The 21,723-nt window shown below is 61.9% G+C and carries 20 protein-coding genes; 7 read left to right on the top strand and 13 right to left on the bottom strand.

Going from position 1 to position 21,723, the window contains the following annotated elements:
* Window positions 1–6: 6 nt before the first annotated feature.
* Window positions 7–1,209: a thiolase family protein gene (locus ACIQH5_RS01560; protein ID WP_400399655.1), complete on the bottom strand. Its 1,203-nt coding sequence runs from the start codon at window positions 1,207–1,209 to the stop codon at window positions 7–9.
* 10 nt (window positions 1,210–1,219) lie between these two features.
* Entirely contained in the window at window positions 1,220–2,611 is a 1,392-nt protein-coding gene (locus ACIQH5_RS01565; RefSeq protein WP_400399657.1) for a class I adenylate-forming enzyme family protein, read from the bottom strand.
* 61 nt (window positions 2,612–2,672) lie between these two features.
* Between ACIQH5_RS01565 and ACIQH5_RS01570 the strand changes: the two genes are divergently transcribed.
* Entirely contained in the window at window positions 2,673–3,578 is a 906-nt protein-coding gene (locus tag ACIQH5_RS01570) for a neutral zinc metallopeptidase (RefSeq protein ID WP_400399659.1), read from the top strand.
* Between the two features lie 107 nt (window positions 3,579–3,685).
* Here ACIQH5_RS01570 and ACIQH5_RS01575 read toward each other — a convergent pair whose 3' ends face one another.
* Genes ACIQH5_RS01575 through ACIQH5_RS01600 form a run of 6 tightly spaced genes read right to left on the bottom strand, consistent with a single transcriptional unit; the run spans window position 3,686 to window position 8,836 of the window.
* Window positions 3,686–4,018: a metal-sulfur cluster assembly factor gene (locus ACIQH5_RS01575; RefSeq protein WP_024816678.1), complete on the bottom strand. Its 333-nt coding sequence runs from the start codon at window positions 4,016–4,018 to the stop codon at window positions 3,686–3,688.
* A gap of 13 nt (window positions 4,019–4,031) precedes the next feature.
* The gene (gene sufC / locus ACIQH5_RS01580; RefSeq protein ID WP_014921882.1) at window positions 4,032–4,817 is read right to left on the bottom strand and encodes a Fe-S cluster assembly ATPase SufC; all 786 of its coding nucleotides are present in this window, start codon (window positions 4,815–4,817) and stop codon (window positions 4,032–4,034) included.
* A 43-nt stretch (window positions 4,818–4,860) separates the two neighbouring features.
* Window positions 4,861–5,217, bottom strand: coding sequence for a non-heme iron oxygenase ferredoxin subunit (locus tag ACIQH5_RS01585; protein WP_089595076.1), 357 nt, complete (start codon window positions 5,215–5,217; stop codon window positions 4,861–4,863).
* 21 nt (window positions 5,218–5,238) lie between these two features.
* On the bottom strand, window positions 5,239–6,552 hold the full coding sequence (gene sufD / locus ACIQH5_RS01590) for a Fe-S cluster assembly protein SufD (protein WP_400399661.1): 1,314 nt from the start codon (window positions 6,550–6,552) through the stop codon (window positions 5,239–5,241).
* A gap of 2 nt (window positions 6,553–6,554) precedes the next feature.
* The gene (gene sufB / locus ACIQH5_RS01595; RefSeq protein WP_062068692.1) at window positions 6,555–8,018 is read right to left on the bottom strand and encodes a Fe-S cluster assembly protein SufB; all 1,464 of its coding nucleotides are present in this window, start codon (window positions 8,016–8,018) and stop codon (window positions 6,555–6,557) included.
* On the bottom strand, window positions 8,018–8,836 hold the full coding sequence (locus tag ACIQH5_RS01600) for a helix-turn-helix transcriptional regulator (RefSeq protein WP_400399663.1): 819 nt from the start codon (window positions 8,834–8,836) through the stop codon (window positions 8,018–8,020). Before ACIQH5_RS01600 ends, sufB begins: the two co-directional genes overlap by 1 nt.
* 109 nt (window positions 8,837–8,945) lie before the next feature.
* Between ACIQH5_RS01600 and ACIQH5_RS01605 the strand changes: the two genes are divergently transcribed.
* The 3 genes from ACIQH5_RS01605 to ACIQH5_RS01615 are packed head-to-tail and all read left to right on the top strand — an operon-like array spanning window position 8,946 to window position 11,665.
* On the top strand, window positions 8,946–9,911 hold the full coding sequence (locus tag ACIQH5_RS01605) for an ABC transporter ATP-binding protein (RefSeq protein ID WP_400399665.1): 966 nt from the start codon (window positions 8,946–8,948) through the stop codon (window positions 9,909–9,911).
* Window positions 9,908–10,672: an ABC transporter permease gene (locus tag ACIQH5_RS01610; protein ID WP_400399667.1), complete on the top strand. Its 765-nt coding sequence runs from the start codon at window positions 9,908–9,910 to the stop codon at window positions 10,670–10,672. The genes ACIQH5_RS01605 and ACIQH5_RS01610 overlap by 4 nt, the downstream gene beginning before the upstream one ends.
* Before the next feature lie 48 nt (window positions 10,673–10,720).
* Window positions 10,721–11,665, top strand: coding sequence for a heme A synthase (locus ACIQH5_RS01615; RefSeq protein WP_400399669.1), 945 nt, complete (start codon window positions 10,721–10,723; stop codon window positions 11,663–11,665).
* Window positions 11,666–11,671: 6 nt separating this feature from the next.
* Here the strand turns inward: ACIQH5_RS01615 and ACIQH5_RS01620 are convergent, their stop codons facing one another.
* From ACIQH5_RS01620 to ACIQH5_RS01635, 4 genes are read right to left on the bottom strand one after another with little or no spacing between them, the layout of a single operon-like run.
* Window positions 11,672–13,633, bottom strand: coding sequence for an ATP-binding cassette domain-containing protein (locus ACIQH5_RS01620; RefSeq protein WP_400399671.1), 1,962 nt, complete (start codon window positions 13,631–13,633; stop codon window positions 11,672–11,674).
* Complete coding sequence (locus ACIQH5_RS01625) at window positions 13,630–14,814, bottom strand: hypothetical protein (protein ID WP_400399673.1); 1,185 nt, start codon at window positions 14,812–14,814, stop codon at window positions 13,630–13,632. The genes ACIQH5_RS01620 and ACIQH5_RS01625 overlap by 4 nt, the downstream gene beginning before the upstream one ends.
* Entirely contained in the window at window positions 14,801–15,688 is an 888-nt protein-coding gene (locus ACIQH5_RS01630; protein ID WP_400399675.1) for a hypothetical protein, read from the bottom strand. The genes ACIQH5_RS01625 and ACIQH5_RS01630 overlap by 14 nt, the downstream gene beginning before the upstream one ends.
* Before the next feature lie 25 nt (window positions 15,689–15,713).
* A complete protein-coding gene (locus tag ACIQH5_RS01635; protein WP_400399677.1) occupies window positions 15,714–16,097 on the bottom strand; it encodes a peptidase inhibitor family I36 protein in 384 nt (127 codons plus the stop codon).
* Window positions 16,098–16,316: 219 nt separating this feature from the next.
* On the opposite strand from ACIQH5_RS01635, the gene ACIQH5_RS01640 reads away from it, so the two are divergent.
* Complete coding sequence (locus ACIQH5_RS01640; protein ID WP_400399679.1) at window positions 16,317–16,865, top strand: TOPRIM nucleotidyl transferase/hydrolase domain-containing protein; 549 nt, start codon at window positions 16,317–16,319, stop codon at window positions 16,863–16,865.
* A gap of 184 nt (window positions 16,866–17,049) precedes the next feature.
* Here ACIQH5_RS01640 and ACIQH5_RS01645 read toward each other — a convergent pair whose 3' ends face one another.
* Complete coding sequence (locus ACIQH5_RS01645; RefSeq protein WP_400399681.1) at window positions 17,050–18,012, bottom strand: heme o synthase; 963 nt, start codon at window positions 18,010–18,012, stop codon at window positions 17,050–17,052.
* Between the two features lie 428 nt (window positions 18,013–18,440).
* Between ACIQH5_RS01645 and tkt the strand changes: the two genes are divergently transcribed.
* Window positions 18,441–20,567, top strand: a complete 2,127-nt coding sequence (gene tkt, locus ACIQH5_RS01650) for a transketolase (protein WP_400399683.1) — start codon at window positions 18,441–18,443, stop codon at window positions 20,565–20,567.
* A gap of 33 nt (window positions 20,568–20,600) precedes the next feature.
* Window positions 20,601–21,719 (top strand): transaldolase, encoded by a 1,119-nt coding sequence (gene tal / locus ACIQH5_RS01655; RefSeq protein WP_400399685.1) that lies wholly within the window; start codon window positions 20,601–20,603, stop codon window positions 21,717–21,719.
* Window positions 21,720–21,723 lie beyond the last annotated feature (4 nt).

Genomic DNA, 21,723 nt, shown 5'->3' on the forward strand with positions numbered 1-21,723 from the left:
CGGGGGCTAGAGCTTGGCGTACTGAAAGAGCGCTGCGGTTCCCATGCCCCCGGCAATACTGATCATGGCCAATGCCAGCAAACTCTCGCCCCGCTCTGCGTAGCTGCGGCGCGCTTGAGCCATCAACCTCGTCACCAGGACCGCTCCCGAAGCTCCGTAGCCATGACCCAAGGCAAGCGCGCCGCCATCAAGGTTGGCTTTCTCAGGCTCTACGCCCAGATACTCCAGGCATGCGATGGTTTGGGAGGCGAATGCCTCATTGAACTCCACCAGATCAATGTCATCTGCGTCCACACCATGGCGGTCCAGGAGCCGCTTGGCCGCGTGGGCTGCCCCTATGCCAAGAAATTCCGGATCAACGCCTACGGTGTCGCACCCCAGCACCAGCATCCCGTGCGTCGCGCCCAGAGCGCGTGCCCGTTTCAGGGACGTCATGACGACGGCGGACGCTGCGTCCGCGTCAAAGCATGAGTTTGCTGCCGTGACCGATCCGCCCGCCACGAATGCTGCTGGGAACCTCGCCATCAGCGGGGCCCGCAGTGAAGCTCGGGGACCATCGTCCAGCGCCACCTGTTTCCCCTTGCTCCTGAGCGGAACAATTTCATCCTCAAAGAGCCCCGTCCTGGCAGCTTCAACGGCACGGAGATGGCTCCGGAGCGCGTAATCGTCCTGCCTCTGACGTGTCACGCCGAATTCGCGGGCGACGTTCTCCGCCGCAACACCCATGTCCGGGTCGCCGAACTGCGGCGGCACAAAGCTGGCCCTCGAGTAGAAGTCGAGTTCGCCGTCGTCGGTTCTGTTGGCCCGGGCCGGAGCGGTACTGATGCTTTCAACGCCGCCGGCCAAATACAGGGGGTCACCACCGGCTGCCACCAACCTGGATGCCAACGCGATGGCGTCCAAGCCGGAACCGCATTGCCGGTCAACGGTGATGCCCGGAACGCTGATGGGCAAACCGGCCTGGAGAGCTGCGAACCTGGCAACATTCCCGCCGCCGCCCACAGCATTGCCCACAATGACATCGTCCACCTCCGCCAGGTCCACGCCAGCCCTTTCAACCAGGGAAGCCAGCACGGGTGCCAGGAGGTCGGCAGCACGTAACTGCTTCAACTGACCGTTGGCACGGCAAATAGGAGATCGGAGCGCGGCAATAATGACAGGCTGGCGGGATTCGTCGAACCCTCGGGCTGAGCCGGTCCCGCTATCCAAGGGCTTGTGGCTATCCAAGGGCTCGCGCCCGGGGGTCGTGGTTCTTGATCCAGTCCAGGAGCACCTTTCGGCTGACCTTGCCACGGTCTGTCATGGGCAGCTCTGACAACACGTAGTACTGCAACGGCCATTTGTCGCGCGCCAGCAGGCCATCCAGGCCTGTGCGGAGCTGGGTGGCGGTGATCGCACCACAGGCAGGAACGACGCCGGCGATCACCTTGTGACCGCGGATGTCATCCGGCACTCCGGCAGCAACCGCCCCTTCCACACCCGGCACGGAAGCAACGGCCAGCTCAACCTCATGCGGGTAGACGTTCTTTCCCGAGGTGATGATCATGTCCGAGCGCCGTCCAAGGATGTGAAGGGTGCCGTTCTCCAGAAAGCCCTGATCCCCCACGGTGTACCACCCATCAAGGCACCGCAGGGCCTGCCCATCGTCGCCCCACAGGTAGCCGTTGCTGACCATCCCGCTGCGAACGCTGATATTCCCGTGTTCCCCGTCCCGGAGAGGGCTGCCGGCGTCGTCACGTATGGTCACTTCAACCCCCGGAAAAGGCAACCCAATGCCGGTCCCGCCAGCGTCCAACGGCTCACCGGCGGCCAGGCGGGTACCGGAAACGAAACTCAACTCCGAGGCGCCGTAGTACTCGTAGATGGCCGCACGGGGTGCCCACCGCCGGGCTGCCTCCAACGTCCGGGCGTCCAACTTTGAGCCGGCACAGATAATACTGCGGATGCCGGAAGCATCAACGTCCCCTGCCAGTCCCCGCTCGCTGAGCAATCTAAGCGCGGTGGGCGCCAGGACCAGGCGGGTAATGCCGTCGTGACTGATGGCAGCATGGGCGGCGCCGACGTCGAAGGCTTCAAAGGTGTGAAAAGCTGCACCGGCATACAGGCACTCCGAGAGGGCGTACAAGTTCAGGCTGGCCGACAGGGGACCCGGCGCAAGGGTCCGGTCATCCTGTGAGAGGCCAAAAAACCCGATGGACGCATCGAAGGACACTTGCCAGGAACGGCGGGACCTGGTGAAGGCTTTGGGGACGGACGTGGTTCCGGAGGTGAGACCCACCAGGAAAGTGCTTGACGGGTCCCCGTCCACCAGTTCGGCCTCGGCTGGCGTGTGGGTGCCCAGGATGCGTGAGGAAACTTCTTCGATCATGGGGGCAGGCCATTCGGGGTCCAGCACAGCGCAGCGCCGCTCCCCTGCCACCGCGGCCGCGTAGTGCTCCACGAAGCTAACAGAGTTGGGCTCGGCAAGGACTGTGGTGGCAGCGGAGACCCCAACAAGGCCTGCTGCGGCGTCGCGGAGTCCCGCCCAGGTGAGCCGGTCGCTGCCCACAACGACGGCGGTGTCGTGGGGGCGCTCCTCGGCCCAGAGCTGAAGTTTATCCAGGAAAGGCATCCAAACAATTTTACGGCAGTGTCCGGCACCAGGCACCAAAAGTGACGTCTATTCTGACTGTATGAGTTTCAATGACGGCGCGCAGCTGGACCCCTCGCAAGTGGAAGACCGACGTGGCGGAGGTATGGGCCGCGGCACCAAGATCGGTGGTGGCATTGGCGGTGGCATAGTGGTGCTGCTGCTGGCACTCTTCGGTATCAATCCCAACATCCTCGGGGACCTGACCGGGGGCGGAGGCCAGCCACCCGCCGTCGAAGGTGGCAGCGCCGGAGCAGGAGGCGTTCAGGAATGCCAGACCGGAGCCGACGCAGACAAGCGGCTGGATTGCCGGATCACCGGCACGGTGAACAGCCTCAATGCGTTCTGGCCTGATTACCTGGCGGACTACAACGTGAAATACACACGGCCCGGCACTGTCATCTTTGATTCAGCCACCACTACAGGTTGCGGGACCGCCACCACTGCCGTTGGCCCTTTCTACTGTCCTGCTGATGTGAAAGCGTATTTCGACCCCGGCTTCTTCGATGACCTGGTGACCCGCTTTGGTTCTTCCGGAGGACCGCTGGCGCAAGAGTACGTGGTGGCCCACGAGTTCGGACACCATGTCCAAAACATTCTCGGCAACCTCGACCAAGCACAGCAGGACCCTCAAGGGCCTCAATCAGGAGCCGTCCGGGTGGAACTACAGGCTGACTGCTACGCGGGTTTGTGGGTCCGGCACGCTACGACTCAGACGGACGCCAGCGGCAGACCTTTCCTTGATCCCCTGACCGAGCAGGACCTGCAGGATGCGCTCTCCGCCGCGTCCGCCGTCGGAGACGACCGCATCCAGGAAGCTGCGACGGGCCGGGTCTCACCTGAGTCATGGACGCACGGCTCAAGCGCTCAACGGCAGAAATGGTTCTACCAGGGGTACACCACGGGCGATATCAACAAGTGCGACACCTTCGGTGTGGCTGCGCCCTAAGGCAAGACGAAAACAGCAGCACGTCATAAAGCAGTACAACAAAAAGGAAGGATTCCGGGTGATGTACCCGGAACCCTTCCTTTTCCCGCTGAGCAGGCGAAAGCTGATCAGATGTTGAAGCCGAGGGCCCTCATCTGGTCCTTGCCGTCATCGGTGATCCGCTCAGGACCCCATGGCGGCATCCATACCCAATTCAGGCGCCATTCATCAACCACTCCGTCCAAGGACTTGCCCACCTGCTCTTCAAGCACGTCCGTCAGCGGGCAAGCCGCAGTGGTCAGTGTCATGTCGATCAGGAGCGCGCCGTCGTCGTCAGAGTACTTGAGTCCGTAAAGAAGGCCCAAGTCCACAATGTTGACCCCGAGTTCCGGGTCAATGACGTCCTTGAGCGCTTCCTCGACGTCCTCGAGGCTGGTTCGCGCCGTGTTGATTTCGGTCATGGAACGATCCTAACTAGGCCTGCACTGCAGGAGCAACGGCAACGCCGGCGCCTGGAGCGTAGCGGTCGTAGCCCTCGTCTTCGAGACGGTCTGCGAGCTCCGGGCCGCCCTCTTCAACAACCTTGCCGTCAACGAACACGTGAACGAAGTCCGGCTTGATGTAGCGCAGGATGCGTGTGTAGTGGGTGATGAGCAAGGTGCCCATGTTGCCCTCTTCATGGGCGCGGTTGACGCCCTCGGAGACAACCTTCAAAGCATCCACGTCAAGGCCGGAGTCGGTCTCGTCGAGGATGGCGAACTTGGGCTTGAAGAGTTCGAGCTGAAGGATTTCAACACGCTTCTTCTCACCACCGGAGAAGCCTTCGTTGACGTTGCGCTGTGCGAAGTCGGCGTCGATACGGAGCTGCTGCATGGCGGCCTTGACGTCCTTGGTCCAAGTACGCAGGGCGGGTGCTTCGCCGTCGATTGCGGTCTTGGCGGTGCGCAGGAAGTTGGTCATGGTGACGCCGGGAACTTCCACCGGGTACTGCATGGCCAGGAAGACGCCTGCACGGGCGCGTTCGTCGACGCTCATTTCCAGCACATCTTCGCCGTCCAGCGTGATGGTGCCGCTGGTGACGTTGTAGCGCGGGTGTCCGGCGATGGTGGAGGCGAGGGTGGATTTGCCCGAGCCGTTGGGGCCCATGATGGCGTGCGTTTCACCGGTCTTGATGGTGAGGCTGACGCCCTTCAGGATCTCCTTGGTGCCCTGCTCCGTCTCGATGCTGACGTGCAGGTCCTTGATTTCAAGAGTTGACATGCTCTTCTTTCTTTCCGTTCGTAAGTCTGGCGGTACTGGGCGCTCAGTAGTGATCTACCGACGCGCCGTTCACAACGTTGGTCACGTCCACGTAAACGTCGTCTCCGTCGATGGTGACGGCGAAAACCGGGACGGGGTCATAAGCAGGCAGCTGGAGGGGCTGTCCACTGCGGAGGTCGAACTGGGAACCATGTCCCCAGCATTCAATCGCGCAGCCTTCAACCTCACCCTCGGACAACGAGATGTCCGCGTGCGAGCAGGTATCGGCGATGGCGTGGATCTCGCCCATCGAGTCCTTGACGATGGCTACGGGGTAGTCATCAATCAGGACGCGCAGCGCTTGCTTGACCTGGATGTCATTGGCGTTGCATACCAGTTCGCCCTTGGTTTCTTCACTCATTGTTGCTCTGCCTGGCCTGTCTTAGTTGTCGGTCGCGGCGAGTTCGCGCTCAACAGCTGCGGTCAGGCGATCTTCGATAGCCGGGACCTTGATCTGCTGGATGATCTCGTTGAGGAAGCCTCGGACCACCAGGCGGCGGGCAACCTTCTCAGGAATGCCGCGGGCCATGAGGTAGAACAGGTGCTCGTCATCGAAACGTCCGGTGGCGCTGGCGTGGCCTGCGCCCTCAATCAAACCGGTTTCGATTTCAAGGTTGGGAACTGAGTCCGCGCGGGCACCGTCCGTGAGGACCAGGTTGCGGTTGGCCTCGTAAGTATCCGTGCCTTCTGCTTCCTTGCGGATCAGGACGTCTCCCACCCACACGCTGTGGGCGTTGCGGCCCTGAAGGGCACCCTTGTACAGAACGCGCGACTTGCAGTTGGCCACTGCGTGGTCAACGAACAGGCGCTGCTCAAGGTGCTGTCCGGCGTCGGCGAAGTAGAGGCCGAACATTTCGACGTCGGCACCGGGAGCCGTGAAGCGCGTGGAGGGCGTGACACGAACGAGGTCGCCGCCAAGGCTGACCACGATGTGCTTGAACTTGGCATCGCGGCCAATCTTTGCCTGCTGCGATGACGCGTGAACTGCGTTGTCTGCCCATTCCTGCAAGGAGACAACGGTGAGCTCGGCACCGTCCTCAACAATGATCTCCACGTTCTCGGAGACGACTGCGGAGCCCTGGTGATCCAGAACCACAACGGCCTTGGAGAAGCGCTCTGCGACGATCACGATGTGCTGTGCAGACGGTGCCTCGCCGGCACCGGTGATCAGGACAGAAACTTCACTCTCGGCCTGCAACTCAGCGGGTACGGTAACAACCGTGGCCTCGGCGAAGTTCTCCCAGGCGTTGGCAGACACAAGGTCCTCCGGGATGGCCGCCTGGCCGATTCGCTGGTCATCGCGGCCAACGGTTTCCACGACGACGCCTGCCGGTGCGGTGACGCTGACAGCCGGGGCTGCACCGTTGAGGACGTCGGTGTGAAGGCCACGCAGGCGCTTCAGCGGGGTGAAGCGCCAGTCTTCCTCAAGGCCGTTCAACGGCTTGAAGTCCGCCAGCCTGTACGAGGTGAGACGGCCCGCGCGGGAGCTGTCCGGGATGCCTACGCCGCCGCCATGTGAGTGGCTCTTGGCCGAAGCGCCGCCGAGGGGACCCGCCGAAGGCTGTTCCGACGTCGTGCTGGTGTTCGTTCCGGTGTTGACGGGCGAAAGGTTCTCGCCTTCCTCGGTGAAGCCGTTAATAAACGGCTGGGCCGAGGGCGCGCCGATGCGCGCCTTTTCAGTAGTGATATCAGTCATTGTTAACCGACGGACCCTTCCATCTGCAGTTCAATCAGGCGGTTCAGCTCGAGAGCGTATTCCATGGGCAGTTCACGGGCGATCGGCTCGATGAAGCCGCGCACGATCATGGCCATGGCCTCGTCTTCAGGCATTCCGCGGGACATCAGATAGAAGAGCTGCTCTTCACTGACGCGTGAAACGGTGGCCTCGTGACCCATGACAACGTCATCCTCGCGGATATCGATGTACGGGTACGTGTCCGAACGGGAAATGGTGTCCACCAGGAGGGCGTCGCAACGGACCGTGTTGGCCGAGTGCTTGGCGCCTTCGCGCACCTGGACCAGGCCGCGGTAAGCAGCACGGCCGCCGCCACGGGCCACGGACTTGGAAATGATGGAGCTCTTGGTGTTCGGTGCGATGTGCACCATCTTGGAGCCGGTGTCCTGGTGCTGGCCCTCGCCTGCGAAAGCGATGGACAACGTCTCACCCTTGGCGTGCTCGCCAACAAGGTAGACGGCCGGGTACTTCATGGTCACCTTGGAGCCGATGTTGCCATCGATCCACTCCATGGTGGCGCCTTCCTCACAGATGGCGCGCTTGGTGACCAGGTTGTACACGTTGGTGGACCAGTTCTGGATGGTGGTGTAGCGGACGCGGGCGCCCTTCTTCACGATGATCTCCACAACAGCCGAGTGCAGCGAATCCGAGGTGTAGATCGGAGCCGTGCAGCCTTCGATGTAGTGAACGTAGGAGTCCTCATCGGCAATGATCAGCGTGCGCTCGAACTGGCCCATGTTCTCCGTGTTGATACGGAAGTATGCCTGCAGCGGGATGTCCACGTGGACGCCCTTGGGCACATACACGAACGAACCGCCGGACCATACAGCCGTGTTCAATGAGGCGAACTTGTTGTCGCCCACCGGGATGATGGTGCCGAAGTATTCCTGGAAGATCTCCGGGTGCTCGCGCAGTGCAGTGTCAGTATCAAGGAAGATGACACCCTGGGCTTCCAGGTCCTCACGGATCTGGTGGTAGACAACCTCGGACTCGTACTGGGCTGCGACACCGGAAACCAAGCGGCTGCGCTCAGCTTCGGGGATACCCAGCTTTTCGTAGGTGTTCCGGATGTCTTCCGGAAGGTCTTCCCACGTTGCCGCCTGCTTCTCGGTGGAACGCACAAAGTATTTGATGTTGTCGAAGTCGATGCCTGAGAGGTCTGCACCCCAGGTAGGCATGGGCTTGCGGTCGAAGTACTTCAGGCCCTTAAGCCGCAGATCGAGCATCCATTCGGGCTCGTTCTTCTTCGAGGAGATGTCGCGGACAACCTCCTCGTTGAGGCCACGACGGGCATTTGCGCCTACGTCGTTCTTGTCGGCCCAGCCGTACTCGTAGTTTCCGATACCGTGCAGTTCGGGATTCTTTTCCAGAATCTCCGAGATCACAGTGCCTTCGGCTACCGCTTTCTCTGCTATTTGGTCCGTCATCACGGCCTTTCTTGCTGGTTGTTTGATTCCTGGTACGGACTCCCGGACTGCTCTGCGACATCCGGAGATGCCGTGGCAGCCGGGCGCCCGGTAGGTATGTGGGTGGTGCAAACGTGTCCGCCCTGCGCGAGCGTGGAAAGGCGCCGGACATCGACGCCTACCAGGCGGGAGAAAACCTTGGTCTCGGTATCGCAAAACACCGGGAACTCCGCGGCGAGCCGCTGAATCGGGCAGTGACCCTGGCACAGCTGGACGCTGGACAATGCGGCGGGCAACGGGGACTTGGCCTCAATGGAATGGGCTGAAGCCACGAAACGATCGCGGCTGAGCGCCTTGGAAAGTGCCATGGCCCGGGCAGTGATGTCATCTCCGGCGGCCTCGACCTCGGGCGCGTACCGCCTTTCCATGTCGGAGAAGCGTTCCTCCGCATATTCACGGACTGCTTCCTCGCCGGCGAGTTCCTGGAGGCGGCGGAGCGCCGAGCTGGCAATATTCAGGTAGTCATCGCCAAGAGTGGACTGCCCTTGGGAACTCAGTACGTAGCGTCGTGCGGGACGTCCCGCACCGGAACCGGCCTTGGCCACGCGCTTGACTTCGATCACGCCGTTGCGCTCCAAATGGTCAAGGTGGCGGCGGACTGCAGCCGGGGTGAAGCCGAGGAGATCGCCGAGTTCCGCGGCGCTCACCGGACCGTTCTCAAGAACGGCGCTCAGGACCCGGTCCCTTGTGCGGTCATCCGCGTCCGGCAGCGCAGGCGGGGCAACGAATGCCTCTGCCGCTGCAGCATGCCGTGAGGGCATGGATGGTGGACTGCTCATGGAATACACAACACAATCATGTCGTAATTTGTTTCATGCATCCAGTAAGGCAAGACTGACCTGAGCAAGCCGCCAACTGTGACCGTACTACTTCCCGTAGAATACTCTGGTGCGATCCCCCGATTCCCCTGTCCTCACCATAGATGGACTCACCAAGGATGTAGGCCCCCTGGCCTCTCTTGACGGCAAAATGCTCAGGGTGGTCAGCGGACTGTCCCTCGTGGCCGAACGCGGGCAGGTAACTGCCTTGCTCGGGGCAAACGGTGCAGGAAAAACAACCACCCTGGAATGCGCCCAAGGCCTGCAGAAGCGAACCGGCGGCAACATCTCCCTGCTTGGCGCGGACCCGGATACCGCCGGTGCCGACTTGAGATCCCGCGTAGGTGTGATGCTCCAGGACGGCGGCCTCCCGCCGTCGGCCCGTCCCATTCCCTTGTTACGGCACGTCGCCGGCATGTACCAGAAGCCCATGAACGTTGACGCCTTGGTGGAACGGTTGGGAATCAACCAGTTCAGCCGGACCAGCGTTCGCCGCCTTTCCGGTGGCCAAAAGCAGCGGCTGGCACTGGCTGCAGCACTGGTGGGCAATCCTGAAATCCTGTTCCTCGACGAGCCCAGCGCCGGTTTGGACCCACAGTCCCGGCAGATGGTGTTTGACCTCATTGCCGAGCTCAGGGACGCCGGGATGGGCATCGTCCTGACGACCCACCTGATGGACGATGCGGAACGTCTGGCGGACTACGTCTACATCATCGACGGCGGTCACAACGTGGTGGAGGGAACGGTGGCCGAGCTGCTCCGGCACGATCACGCCGCGGACTCTGCCATCACGGACAGGACCCTCTACTTCGACGCGCCCGGCGGACTCGACTTTGCCGGAGCCTTGGGAGCCGGCCTCCAGCTGACCGAGACTCGATCCGGAAGCTACTCCATCACAGGCGCGATCACACCTAAAGACCTTGCATCACTGACAGCGTGGTGGGCTGAACGGAACATCATGCCTGCCTCGCTGCGGTTGGAAGCCCGGAGCTTGGAAGACGTGTTCCTGGACATTTCCGGAAGGGACCTCCGATGAGCAAGCTTCTCTCCCCCAACGCCGGACCAGCTTCGCTGCCGCGCCGGATCATGCAGCAGGGGCGCTACGAAACCATCACCATGCTGCGCAATGGTGAGCAACTCATCCTCGCTGTCGTCCTGCCTTTGATGGCACTCGTGGGCTTGGCCGTGACTCCACTGCTTGACGGTCTCGGCGGATCCCGCGTGGACGTCGCCACGCCCGGGATTCTGGCGCTATGCGCCATGTCCACCGCATTTACCGGCCAGGGAATCGCTACCGGTTTTGATCGGCGATACGGAGTTCTTCGCTTCCTTTCCACCACCCCCCTGGGCCGGGGCGGACTCATCGCGGGCAAGATCCTCGCCGTGCTGGTAGTCCTTCTTCTTCAGGTAGTGGTAGTGGGTGCAGTCGCCGGTCTCCTGGGGTGGCAACCACGGTTAGAGGCATGGCTTCCGGGGCTTGGGCTGTTGGTTCTCGGCGCAGCCGCCTTTACTGCATTGGGCTTGCTGGTGGCTGGTACTGTGCGCCCGGAAGCTACGTTGGCGATCACCAACCTTTTATGGATCCTCCTCGGGGCCTTGGGAGGCATTGTGGTTCCGGCCGATCGATTGCCCTCCTTGCTTCAGGGCCTGGTCCATTTCCTTCCTTCCGGGGCCTTGGGCCAAGCACTCAGGGACGCCTTCCTCTTGGGTAGCGTTCCTTTCCCCGCCGTTCTAGTCCTCCTGCTGTGGACCGTACTGGCCGGAGCCGCGGCCATCCGATGGTTCAAGTGGAACTAACCAATCCAGGCACCAACCACCAACGCAGAACTGAGAAGTGAGAAAACTGTGAGCACGGCATCGCGCCTACCGAAAACCGTCCAGCGATTGACGTCCAAGCTGCCGACCGAGGTCAACAAGACCGTGCGCCGCCTGGCATTGTTCTCACTCATTGGGCAGACAGTCCTGGTGGTAACAGGTGGCGCCGTGCGACTCACCGCTTCCGGCCTGGGCTGCCCCACATGGCCGCGCTGCACCAGCGACTCCCTGGTCAACACGCCGGAAATGGGCATTCATGGGTTCATTGAATTCGGCAACCGCCTGCTGACCTTTGCCCTCGCCGCTGTTGCCGCCATGATGTTGGTGTACTTGTGGAACCTTCGCAAGGAACGCCGAGACCTCTTCATGCTCGCCTTGGGACTGCTCGCCAGCATCCCGGCGCAGGCCGTAATCGGCGGAATCACCGTTCTGTCCGGCCTCAACCCCTGGGTTGTCGGCCTGCACTTCCTCGTCTCCATGGCCCTGGTGGTCTTTGCAACACTCCTTGTTAACAGGGCTTACGGGCGGACCGGCCGCTTCATGAACCGCACCCTGCCGTCCCTTCCGTCGGTCGCCCGCCCTTTGATGCTCGCCGTTGCAATTTTCTCGGCGCTTTCGGTGATGCTGGGCGTCGTCGTGACGGGAGCCGGACCACATGCCGGAGACGCAGACGCGCCCCGCAACGATCTCGACTGGGACCTCTTCTCACACATCCACGCAGTACCGGCCTACCTCATCACCGCTGGAACTCTCCTCGCGGTCTACCTGGTGTTCCGCCACAAGATCCGCGGTCCGTTCCGGACGGCGGCCTATTTGCTGCTGGGCGTGACCTTGCTGCAGGCTGTCATTGGCTTTACCCAGTACTACAACGGCATCCCGGCACTGTTGGTGGGTGCACACATGTTCGGTGCCGCTGTCCTGATGAGCGCAGCCACCAACGCGGCTGACCTAGCGAAGCATAGCCCGGCTGGCTAGCTCTCTCTAGGCCCGGATGAGTTGGGCCGGATTGGATCGCGACGCCACTAGAGCCGGGTATAGAGCGGACAGCGTTCCGCTGGCCATGCCGGCTCCTATTCCCCACAATGAGGCGTACCAAGGGATGACGGCAGCCCAGCCCTCTGCGGAGGCATAGAGCAGGACCGAGCCCATCCCCACTGCTGCCCCGGCGGCACCACCCAAAACGCCAACCACGGCACCTTCGAGCAGGAACATCGCGGCCAGTGGTCCCCTTCTCATGCCCAGGGCAAGCCGCAACGCAATTTCGTGCGATCTCGCCAAAACACCAAGGTACATCGTGGTTCCGGCGCTCAGGCAGGCGATGGCGAGAAGGACACTTGAGACGATGGCAATCAGACGGCCAAGATCAGCGTCAATCCCTTGTTTGAGGTCCCTAAGGTCTGCCACGGTCTGCACTTTCACGGCGCCTGTCTCCGTAGGGCTCAAAGCCTTAGGCAGTGCCTCCGCGATGGCCGCCGGCATGCCGGGATCTGTCCGGAGGACCAAGCTGGCTGCAACTTTGTTGGTCACGGGATAAGACCCGACACCCACCACCACTGACCCCGGAAGTATCGGGTCCCTCCCCGGATTCTCAATGATGCCCACCACCGGTACCGGCTCACCATACAGCCACAAGACGACGCCGGGACCCGGGCGTGCGATTCCGAGCTGGCTGGCAGCGTCTTGACCAAGGACCGCGACCGGGCCTCCGAAAGACTGATCAAGCAGGCTGGCAACCCCGTAGGAAATGGTGGCCCCTTGGAGTCGGAGATAGGCGGAATCTGCCACCCGGACTGCTCCGGTGAAGACAGGCTGTCCGGGAAAAGACCCAGGACGGAAGGTGGAAGGCTGCACTATGGACGCCGATAGCTCGGCAATGACTCCGGCTTCCAGAACACCGGGCAGCTTCTTTGACCGCTCAAGATCTGCGGTCACTTCTTCCCACGAGGCGTATCCGCCCTCACGCGTAGCCCGCACTTCGTCGCTGGCGGCCGCGTCGATCCGCGCGGACACCTTGATGGCTGCACTCTCGCTCAGCCCCATGGCCGCTACGAGTCCTCCGCTCCCCAGCAGGAAAGCCAGCACCAGCAGAAGGGCCTTGGCCGGGCGGACCGTCAAAGCAGAAAGCGCGTCCGCAATCACATCTGCAGCTTCGTGGTGGATGTGCCGGACAAGGTGATGGGGAGCAGAACTGTCCTTTGGCGCTATTGGCGCCTCGATGTGGGCTGCAACGGAGAGCGTGTCACCCACGATAAGCCCATCCCGCATGGTGACGACCCGATCAGCAGCAGCAGCGATGCCAGGGTCATGGGTGACCAGGACAACGGTGGTTCCTGTGGCGTGAAGCTCGCGGAGATGGTCCAGGACCATCCCGCCGTTGACGGTGTCCAGGCTGCCTGTTGGTTCATCAGCGAGCACAACTTTCGGGCTTCCTATGACGGCACGAGCAATTGCCAGTCGCTGCCGTTCGCCCCCGGAGAGCAGGGAAGCGGGGATGGCCGCCTTGTGCGCTAGGCCAAACCTGTGAAGTGCGGGCATCACCAGTCGCTTTTGGATGGACAGACCAATCCCCCGTGACCGGAGTCCGAGGACGGCATTACGGGCGGCCGTATCGCGTCCCACCATGTGCGAGTCCTGAAAAACGAAACCGAAGAGACTTGCGCGTCGCTCAGCTCTCTGCCGCTCGCTCAGGCCCGATACGTCCTTACCCTCCACCAAGTAGGTTCCTGCCGAAGCCGTGTCCAAAAGGCCGAGGACATTGAGTAGCGTCGACTTTCCCGAGCCGGAGGGGCCAACAATGGCTACGAACTCGCCCTGATGAATGTCGAGGTGCAGTCCGGCCAGGGCCTGCGCGCCGGAAAATCCGCGCTCGACGTCCCGCATGCTGAGAATCGGACAGCGTGGTGGTTGAGCGGCCACTTCGCGGACATGGCTCTGTGAAGTCATTGCAACTGGACTTCGTCTCCGGGCGCCAAACCGTCAATGTCGGCAATGGCCGCCCACCCGTCCGCCTGCGCCAACACCTTTACCTTCACTCTTTGCGGCTCACCGCTCTTTTGCAGCACCACATAGGGTGCACCTTCTTCCTGCCGGACCGCGATCAGGGGTACGGCCAGGGACTCCGCGGCGGCGCTGCCTGCGGTCACGGTGACGGACTGGTCCGCGGCGAATCCCTGCGCGCCTGGTGGGACTGCAATCGTAATGTCCTTTCCGGGGATTTCGTTCTTGCTGTGGTCTCCCTCTAAAAAGTCGCTGACGTGCGCCACCTTGGTCTCGAGTACTGCGGAGCCGGCGCGTACAGTTACGGCCCCGCCTACAGGAAAACTCTCGGACTGGACAACGTCGGCACGGGCAACAATGGAGTCGTCAGCAATCCTCACTTGGGCAACAATGCCATCCTCACCCAGGACCGATCCGTTGCCTGCCATGGCAGCGATTGTCCCTGTATCTCCAGGCACTTGAACGAATTCCTTCCATCGGAAAACCACGCCGTCAGAAGACTCCTTGATAGAAAGGGGCTGAGGGTCCGCGTCCCCGGGTTTGATCGCTTTCGACGAAGGTGCCGCGGTTGGCGCTTTGTAACCGGCGGCTTTATACCAGTCGATCAAGGCATGTCGCGTGCTCGTGTCGAACGTATCCGTTGAGGAAACGGTGTAGCCAAAACTGGCCAGGGCGGTGTGCAATGCTGTGACGTCCGGGCCCGAATCACCCAGCTCGATGTCGCGGTACAGCGGCACACTGCTGGGCAGCAGGAGTAACGGCCTCCCTGACACAGCGGCCACCAGCTGGCCGGGAGTCACCACGCTTCCGATCGCCTTTGGAGTCGCCGTTAGGACCAACCTGTCAACACCTTCGGAGGGGCTCGCTTTGATCGCGAATTGCGTACCCGCCACAACCTTCCCTGAGAGCACCACCTGTTTGATGACGGCGCGACGCTCTACGGTCGCGGAGACGGGGATCACCGTGGGGGTTGCCGCCGATGGTTCTGTGCCGGCAACGCTGCTCGCGCCCGTCCAGTACGCAGCGCCAAGGCCCGCAAGGACTACCACCAGTACTGCTGGAATGAGCCACCATCGCGGAACGCGCCTCATGGCGCTGCCCGGCGGGGACACCTCAGAGTCTTGCATCAGCCACACCATGGTCCCGCAGTATTTGCTTGGCCCGTTCCACGGCGTCCGCCTTCTCTTCTGCCAAGGCGTTGAGCTCAGCCTGATGGTCCTTCATCTGCGCCGCCTGGTACTCAGCGAGAATGTCATAAGGTTTCCTGGCACCGCCGCTCGAGTCCTTGCAGTCAACCTCCAGGAGGGCAACACGTATCTCGTCTTCCTTGGTTCCGCTCGATTGCAGGCTCCACGAACCCTGTTCAGTCAGTGCCAGACCATTTTCGGCCAGGCAATTCTCCCAATCCTGCCGGAAGGTCAAATACTCGGGGTCGTGCTCCGTCAGCGCCACTGCGTTCCGCGTGATCTGGTTCTGGACTGAAGTGTCACCGACCAAACCCTCTAATAGTTCGGGCAGCCCGGCCCTTCCCACGGAGTTAGTGCACTTAGTTTCTGCCGCCTGGTGCTCCGCGCTGAGCGCGGGGCGCTCGGGTTGCTCGTCCATCACACCAGCAATTATGCGGATCTCCGGCAGGGCACCGTTCTTCGCTGCCAAGTTCCGGGACCATTGTCCATATCTGCCGTCCTGCAGGGCCTTGCCCCCGCCTCCCCAGGGAGCCACCGTGAAGCCCGCTTCTTCAACGCAGTCAAAAATGAGGGAGGCCACGGCAGAATTGACAATGACGTTCTCCCGATCCGAGTACCAGTACGCGCTCATGGGGAGCACAAGCTCGCCAGTGATTTCATTGAGGGAGGCCCTGGCCCCAGCTCCGGCAGAACGATCAACGGAGGGCAGGCTTACTGCCGGAGTCTCAGTGGGCGATGGTGCCAGCGGTGCAGAGCAGGCGGTGTTGGATATCAACACAGCCATCACCAACATCGCCAATGCTGTTGTGGACACCCTCTTGATGGTGGGTTCCAAGGGATTAACCCCAGACACTCGTAATTTCGTCGTCCCAGTTCCGGGTGGGAGTCATATAGAGACCGCGTAGATCATTCGAAGCGTTACCAGCACGAAAGACAACACTGTCGCCTCTGAAGTTTTGGTCAACATAGAAATAGACGTATGGCGAGTTGGGATCAGTGGGCGGCCCCACGTTGAGGGAGCTCGCCTTGTCGTTTGCATCCACTCCAACGTTGTACGTGACCCAACCAAATGATCGCGTCGTTCCGGTGAACCAGTAATCGTCATAGAGGCATACTCGTGCGGTGGAGCATGCCGGGGCGGCCTGGGCTGCAGTGACTCCCCCCAATACCGAGGCTGAAGCAACTGCCAACACTCCGGCGGTGCGCAAGATCTTTTTCATCATTTTCCCCTAGGTTCGTGCGAGGCGGGACAGCTCTGTCCCATCACGAACGCTAAGGGTTTGAGGTCAGCACCTAGACGCTTTCGCCGCTAATTAGGTGGCGTTCCGGCAAGAATTAGGTGCCCAAGAACCCAAAATAGGTGCTGTGACATGGCTTCTAGGTGGTGAGCGTTCACCCGGTGACCCTGAGTCGCCACCGCCGGGGTCCGACATACTGTTCCTATGCTGGCCACAACAGTTTTGGTAGAGGGCGAAAGTGACCGACTAGCGGTCGAGACACTGGCAGTCCGCTGGGGACATGACCTCGCGTCGCAGGGAGTCTCAGTGGTTCCCATGGGCGGGGCCACCAGCATTGGACACTTCCTGAATCGCTTCGGCCCGAACGGAGCCGACCACCGGCTGCTCGGCCTTTGTGACGTGCGGGAGTCCGTTGGCGTCGCCAGGGCACTTGCGAGAGCAGGGATTGGATCCGGTCCTTTGGAAGGACTCGGGTTTCAGATTTGCACTGCAGATCTTGAAGACGAGCTCATCCGCAGCCTAGGCGTTGATGAGGTGCTCAACGTGATTGCCAATCAAGGTGAGCTTGCATCGTTTGAGCTTCTCCAGCGCCAGCCGTCGCTGCGGGACCTACCTGTGGAAGCACAGCTGCGGAGGTTCTTTGGTGGACGAAGCGGCAACAAGATCCGGTACGCGCCCCTGATGGTCTCTGCACTACCCTCCGGAGAGGCTCCTCCCCCGCTGGCTCGATTGCTTGCATCTTTTGGGATGTGAGTTGGGTTCAAGCCCGAGGGATGTGAGTGAGCGTTGGGTTCAAGCCCGAGGGATGTGAGCGAGCGTTGGGTTCAAGCCCGAGGGATGTGAGCGAGCGTTGACAGGAGGGGATTAAGAAGCCCGACGCCGGCACCCTGGCGAGTACCGGCGTCGAACGTTTCTGTTCGAGGAGGAGCCGCGGAGCTTAGGCTCCGACGATCGCGGAACCGATGAAGGGGTCAACGGCCAAGGCGATGAAGAGCAAGGTCAGGTAGCTGATGGAGCCGTGGAAGACCTTCATGGCGCCCTTGTTAGAGACATCGCCACCCTGTGCACGCTTGTACAGAGCGTGGCTTTCGTAAAGGAACCAGGCCCCGGCGGCAACGGCGACGATCGTGTAGACCCAGCCGGCCCCACCAACGGGCACCATCAGCAACGAGCAGGCAACCATGGCCCAGGCGTAGAGCACAACCTGAACCGAGACCACTTTGGCTCCGGCGATCGCGCCCAGCATGGGTACTTTCGCGTTGCGGTAGTCCTCGCCGTAGCGCATGGACAGAGGCCAGTAGTGGGGAGGTGTCCAGAGGAAGATCACCATGAAGAGCACGATTGCAGGCCACTCGACAGTGTTGGTGACAGCGGCCCAGGCGATCAGGACCGGGAAACATCCGGCTGCTCCGCCCCACACAATGTTCTGTGCCGTGCGGCGTTTCAGGATCATGGTGTAGATGACCACGTAGAAGACGATGGCGCCGAGCCCGAGCCAGGCGGACAGAGGATTGGCGCCGAACCACAGGATGGCGATGGATGCCGCGCCGAGAATCCAAGCGAAGATGAGGGCTTCGCGGGGCGTGACTTCACCGGTGACCAGCGGACGCTTTTCGGTACGGTGCATCAGTTTGTCGATGTCGCGGTCGATGTAGCAGTTGAAGACACCCGCACTGCCCGCGGCGAAAGCGCCACCTACGAGGGTGGCCAGAATCAGGCCGATGGACGGGAATCCGCGTTGGGCGAAGATCATGGTGGGCAAGGTACTGACCAGGAGCAGTTCGATGACACGGGGTTTGGTCAGTGCCAGATACGCCTTGAACTTACGGGACATTCCAATGCTTCCCCGGGCCGGGGACGCGTTGACGGGCGTATCAGTTGTGCTCACGGCGGCAGTCACTCTGTTCTATGCTCTGGGGTTCTCACAGCGGCTGCCGTCCCTGTTGTTGAAAGCAAACACGGGCGCATGAACCGCTGGTGGCCTCCAAATATCATACCGTGGCCGGAAGTGGCCCGTTGTCCGCAAAATTCGTCAATGTTTCAGAATCTTCACTCCTTCGCCGGGCCGTGGTGATTCATATAAGGGAATTTCTGTCCAGTTAGTGGGATTCCCTGAGTTCCATGACACGTTTAGGGCTAAGCTGTTGAGCAGATCAGCACACGTTGACGATCCGGGAAACCGTATTCTTGGATATCCGTGCGTCTGGATGAGAGATCAACGTTTCAATGGTGAACGGCTGGTAGACACATTGCAGCGGGCGCCATCCTGTGCTTCCTGCGTGCCGTGTCCGTACGCCTGCCGTCAGCACAGAGAGGGGCTCGGTTTTCGTGCCACATTTGGAAGAGCAAGAACTGTCATGGACCGATCTGGACAAGAAGGCAGTTGACACCGTTCGCGTGTTGGCCGCCGACGCCGTGGAGAAGGTCGGCAATGGCCACCCTGGTACGGCAATGAGCTTGGCTCCGGCAGCGTACCTGCTGTTCCAGAAGCTGATGCGTCATGACCCCAAGAACCCGGACTGGATCGGCCGTGACCGGTTCGTCCTGTCCCCCGGTCACACCTCGCTGACCCTTTACATCCAGTTGTTCCTCTCCGGATACGGCTTGGAACTGAAGGACCTTGAGGCGCTGCGTACCTGGGGTTCGCTGACCCCGGGCCACCCCGAGTACAAGCACACCGCAGGCGTTGAAATCACCACCGGTCCGCTGGGCCAGGGCTTGGCTTCCGCTGTTGGTTTCGCGTACTCCCAGCGCCGCCAACGCGGCCTGTTCGACGCCGATGCTCCCGCCGGCGAGTCGCCGTTCGACCACACCATCTGGGTGATCGCTTCCGACGGCGACCTGCAGGAAGGGGTGACGTCCGAGGCTTCCTCCCTCGCCGGGCACCAGGAGCTGGGCAACCTCGTGGTGATCTACGACGAGAACCACATCTCCATCGAAGACGACACCGACATCGCCTTTACCGAAGACGTCCTCAAGCGCTACCAAGCGTACGGCTGGCACACCCAGCGCGTGGACTGGACCAAGACCGGCGACTACGTCGAAGACGTCCAGGAACTGTACTCCGCACTGCAGGCAGCCAAGGCAGAGACGAACAAGCCGTCCATCATCTCGCTGCGCACCATCATCGGCTACCCGGCACCGAAGAAGCAGAACACCGGCAAGATCCACGGCTCCGCACTGGGCGCCGAGGAAGTTGCAGCACTGAAGACCGTGCTCGGTTTCGACCCGGCCAAGTCCTTCGACGTTGACGAGGAAGTCCTGGCCCACGCCCGCAAGGTCTTGGACCGCGGCGCCGAGTCCCGCGCAGCATGGCAGACCTCTTTCGAGGCATGGCAGTCCGCCAACCCGGACGCTGCCGCCCTCCTGGAGCGCGTTGAAGCGAAGAAGTTGCCCGTGGGCATCGACGCCGCGCTTCCCGTGTTCGAAGCCGGCAAGGACGTTTCCACCCGTGCAGCTTCCGGTAAGGTCCTGAACGCTATCGGCCCGGTTCTTCCCGAACTCTGGGGCGGTTCGGCCGACCTCGCCGAGTCCAACAACACCACCATTGAAGGTTCGCCGTCGTTCATCCCGACCTCGCGCTCCACGGACGCCTGGAAGGGCAATCCGTACGGCCGTGTCCTGCACTTCGGCATCCGTGAGCACGCCGCGGCATCCATCGTGAACGGCATCTCGCTCCACGGCCGCACCCGCGCGTTCTCCGGCACGTTCCTGATCTTCAGTGACTACCAGCGCCCGGCCATCCGCCTCGGCGCGCTGATGGGTGTTCCGTCCCTGTACGTGTGGACGCACGACTCCATCGGCTTGGGCGAAGACGGACCCACCCACCAGCCGGTGGAGCAGCTCGCCTCCCTCCGCGCCATTCCGGGCTTGGACGTGGTCCGCCCCGGCGACGCGAACGAGGTCTCGGCAGCATGGAAGGCGATGCTGGAGAACCACGAGAACCCGGCAGGTATTGTCCTCACCCGCCAGAACATCCCCACCTACGCCCGTGGCGAAGGCGAAGCCAGCGGTGACACCTTCGGTTCCACCGCTGGTGTGGCCAAGGGCGGTTACGTCCTGGCCGAAGCCTCCAAGGACGGCGAAACCGTTGACGCACAGGTCATCCTGATCGGCACCGGTTCTGAGGTCCAGCTCGCAGTGCAGGCCCGCGAAGCCCTCCAGGCTGAAGGCATCGCAGCCCGCGTTGTGTCCATGCCGTGTGTTGAGTGGTTCAACAAGCAGGACGAGGCCTACCGCGAGTCTGTCCTCCCGGCCGCCGTGAAGGCCCGTGTCTCCGTTGAAGCCGGCCTCGCGCTTGGCTGGAAGGAATTCGTGGGCGACGCCGGCCGTTCCATCTCCCTGGAACACTTCGGCGCCTCGGCCGACTACAAGCGTCTGTTCAACGAATTCGGCATCACCGCCGAAGCCGTTGCCGCCGCTGCCAAAGACTCCCTCGCAGACTCGAACGCATAACAGTCTGCTTCCCTCTCACAGGAGAAAAAACACATGTCTAGCACTCCCACGCAGCAGCTCTCTGACGCCGGCGTTTCCATCTGGCTCGATGACCTCTCCCGCACCCGCCTCGATTCCGGCACCCTGCAGAAGCTCATCGACGAAAAGAACGTCGTTGGCGTAACCACCAACCCGTCCATCTTCCACGCCGCCATCACCTCCGGCACGGACTACGACGCCACCATCGCAGCGCAGGCCGCGGCGGGCGCCAGCGTCGAAGAGACCATTTTCGAAATCACCACCACTGACGTCGCCGACGCCTGCGATCTCTTCGCACCGGTTGCAGCTGCAACCAATGGCGTGGACGGCCGTGTCTCCATCGAGGTGGACCCCCGCCTTGCCTGGGACACCGCAGGTACCATCGCCGAGGCCAAGCACCTCTACGCCAAGGTCAATAAGGACAATGTCCACATCAAGATCCCGGCAACCCTGGAAGGCCTCGAAGCCATCACGGCAACCCTGGCTGAGGGCATCAGCGTCAACGTGACGCTGATCTTCTCCCTTGAGCGCTACCGCGCGGTCATCAACGCCTTCCAGTCGGGCCTTGAGCAGGCCAAGGAGAACGGCCACGACCTCTCCAAGATCCACTCCGTGGCTTCGTTCTTCGTCTCCCGCGTGGACTCCGAGATCGACAAGCGCCTTGACGCCATCGGCACCGACGAAGCCAAGGCACTCAAGGGCAAGGCAGGCGTTGCGAACGCACGCCTGGCTTACCAGGTCTACGAAGAGCTCTTCTCCACCGAACGCTGGGCAGTGCTCGCCGAAGCCGGCGCCCTCCCCCAGCGCCCCCTGTGGGCCTCCACCGGCGTGAAGGACCCGGCATACCCGGACACCCTCTACGTGACCGAGCTCGTTGCGGCCGGCGTGGTCAACACCATGCCGGAAAAGACGCTCGACGCTACGTTCGACCACGGAGTAGTCACCGGGGACACCATCACCGGCACCTACGACGAAGCGAACGAGACCCTCAACGCCCTCGAAGCCCTCGGCGTCTCCTACAACGACGTCGTCACCCTTCTCGAGACCGAAGGTCTTGAGAAGTTTGTGGGCTCTTGGAAGGAACTCCTCGCCGACGTTGAAGGCGCACTCGTCACCGCACGGAAGGCTTCCTAACCCA

The organism is Paenarthrobacter sp. NPDC091711 (genome assembly GCF_044756605.1).
Lineage (GTDB): Bacteria > Actinomycetota > Actinomycetes > Actinomycetales > Micrococcaceae > Arthrobacter.

Excerpts from the sequence above, each read along its gene's own strand:
- ACIQH5_RS01565 (WP_400399657.1), bottom strand. The coding sequence starts at position 2,611 with ATGCCTTTCCTGGATAAACTTCAGCTCTGGGCCGAGGAGCGCCCCCAC.
- ACIQH5_RS01570 (WP_400399659.1), top strand. The coding sequence starts at position 2,673 with ATGAGTTTCAATGACGGCGCGCAGCTGGACCCCTCGCAAGTGGAAGAC.
- ACIQH5_RS01575 (WP_024816678.1), bottom strand. The coding sequence starts at position 4,018 with ATGACCGAAATCAACACGGCGCGAACCAGCCTCGAGGACGTCGAGGAA.
- sufC (WP_014921882.1), bottom strand. The coding sequence starts at position 4,817 with ATGTCAACTCTTGAAATCAAGGACCTGCACGTCAGCATCGAGACGGAG.
- ACIQH5_RS01585 (WP_089595076.1), bottom strand. The coding sequence starts at position 5,217 with ATGAGTGAAGAAACCAAGGGCGAACTGGTATGCAACGCCAATGACATC.
- sufD (WP_400399661.1), bottom strand. The coding sequence starts at position 6,552 with ATGACTGATATCACTACTGAAAAGGCGCGCATCGGCGCGCCCTCGGCC.
- sufB (WP_062068692.1), bottom strand. The coding sequence starts at position 8,018 with ATGACGGACCAAATAGCAGAGAAAGCGGTAGCCGAAGGCACTGTGATC.
- ACIQH5_RS01600 (WP_400399663.1), bottom strand. The coding sequence starts at position 8,836 with ATGAGCAGTCCACCATCCATGCCCTCACGGCATGCTGCAGCGGCAGAG.
- ACIQH5_RS01610 (WP_400399667.1), top strand. The coding sequence starts at position 9,908 with ATGAGCAAGCTTCTCTCCCCCAACGCCGGACCAGCTTCGCTGCCGCGC.
- ACIQH5_RS01620 (WP_400399671.1), bottom strand. The coding sequence starts at position 13,633 with ATGACTTCACAGAGCCATGTCCGCGAAGTGGCCGCTCAACCACCACGC.
- ACIQH5_RS01625 (WP_400399673.1), bottom strand. The coding sequence starts at position 14,814 with ATGCAAGACTCTGAGGTGTCCCCGCCGGGCAGCGCCATGAGGCGCGTT.
- ACIQH5_RS01635 (WP_400399677.1), bottom strand. The coding sequence starts at position 16,097 with ATGATGAAAAAGATCTTGCGCACCGCCGGAGTGTTGGCAGTTGCTTCA.
- ACIQH5_RS01640 (WP_400399679.1), top strand. The coding sequence starts at position 16,317 with ATGCTGGCCACAACAGTTTTGGTAGAGGGCGAAAGTGACCGACTAGCG.
- tal (WP_400399685.1), top strand. The coding sequence starts at position 20,601 with ATGTCTAGCACTCCCACGCAGCAGCTCTCTGACGCCGGCGTTTCCATC.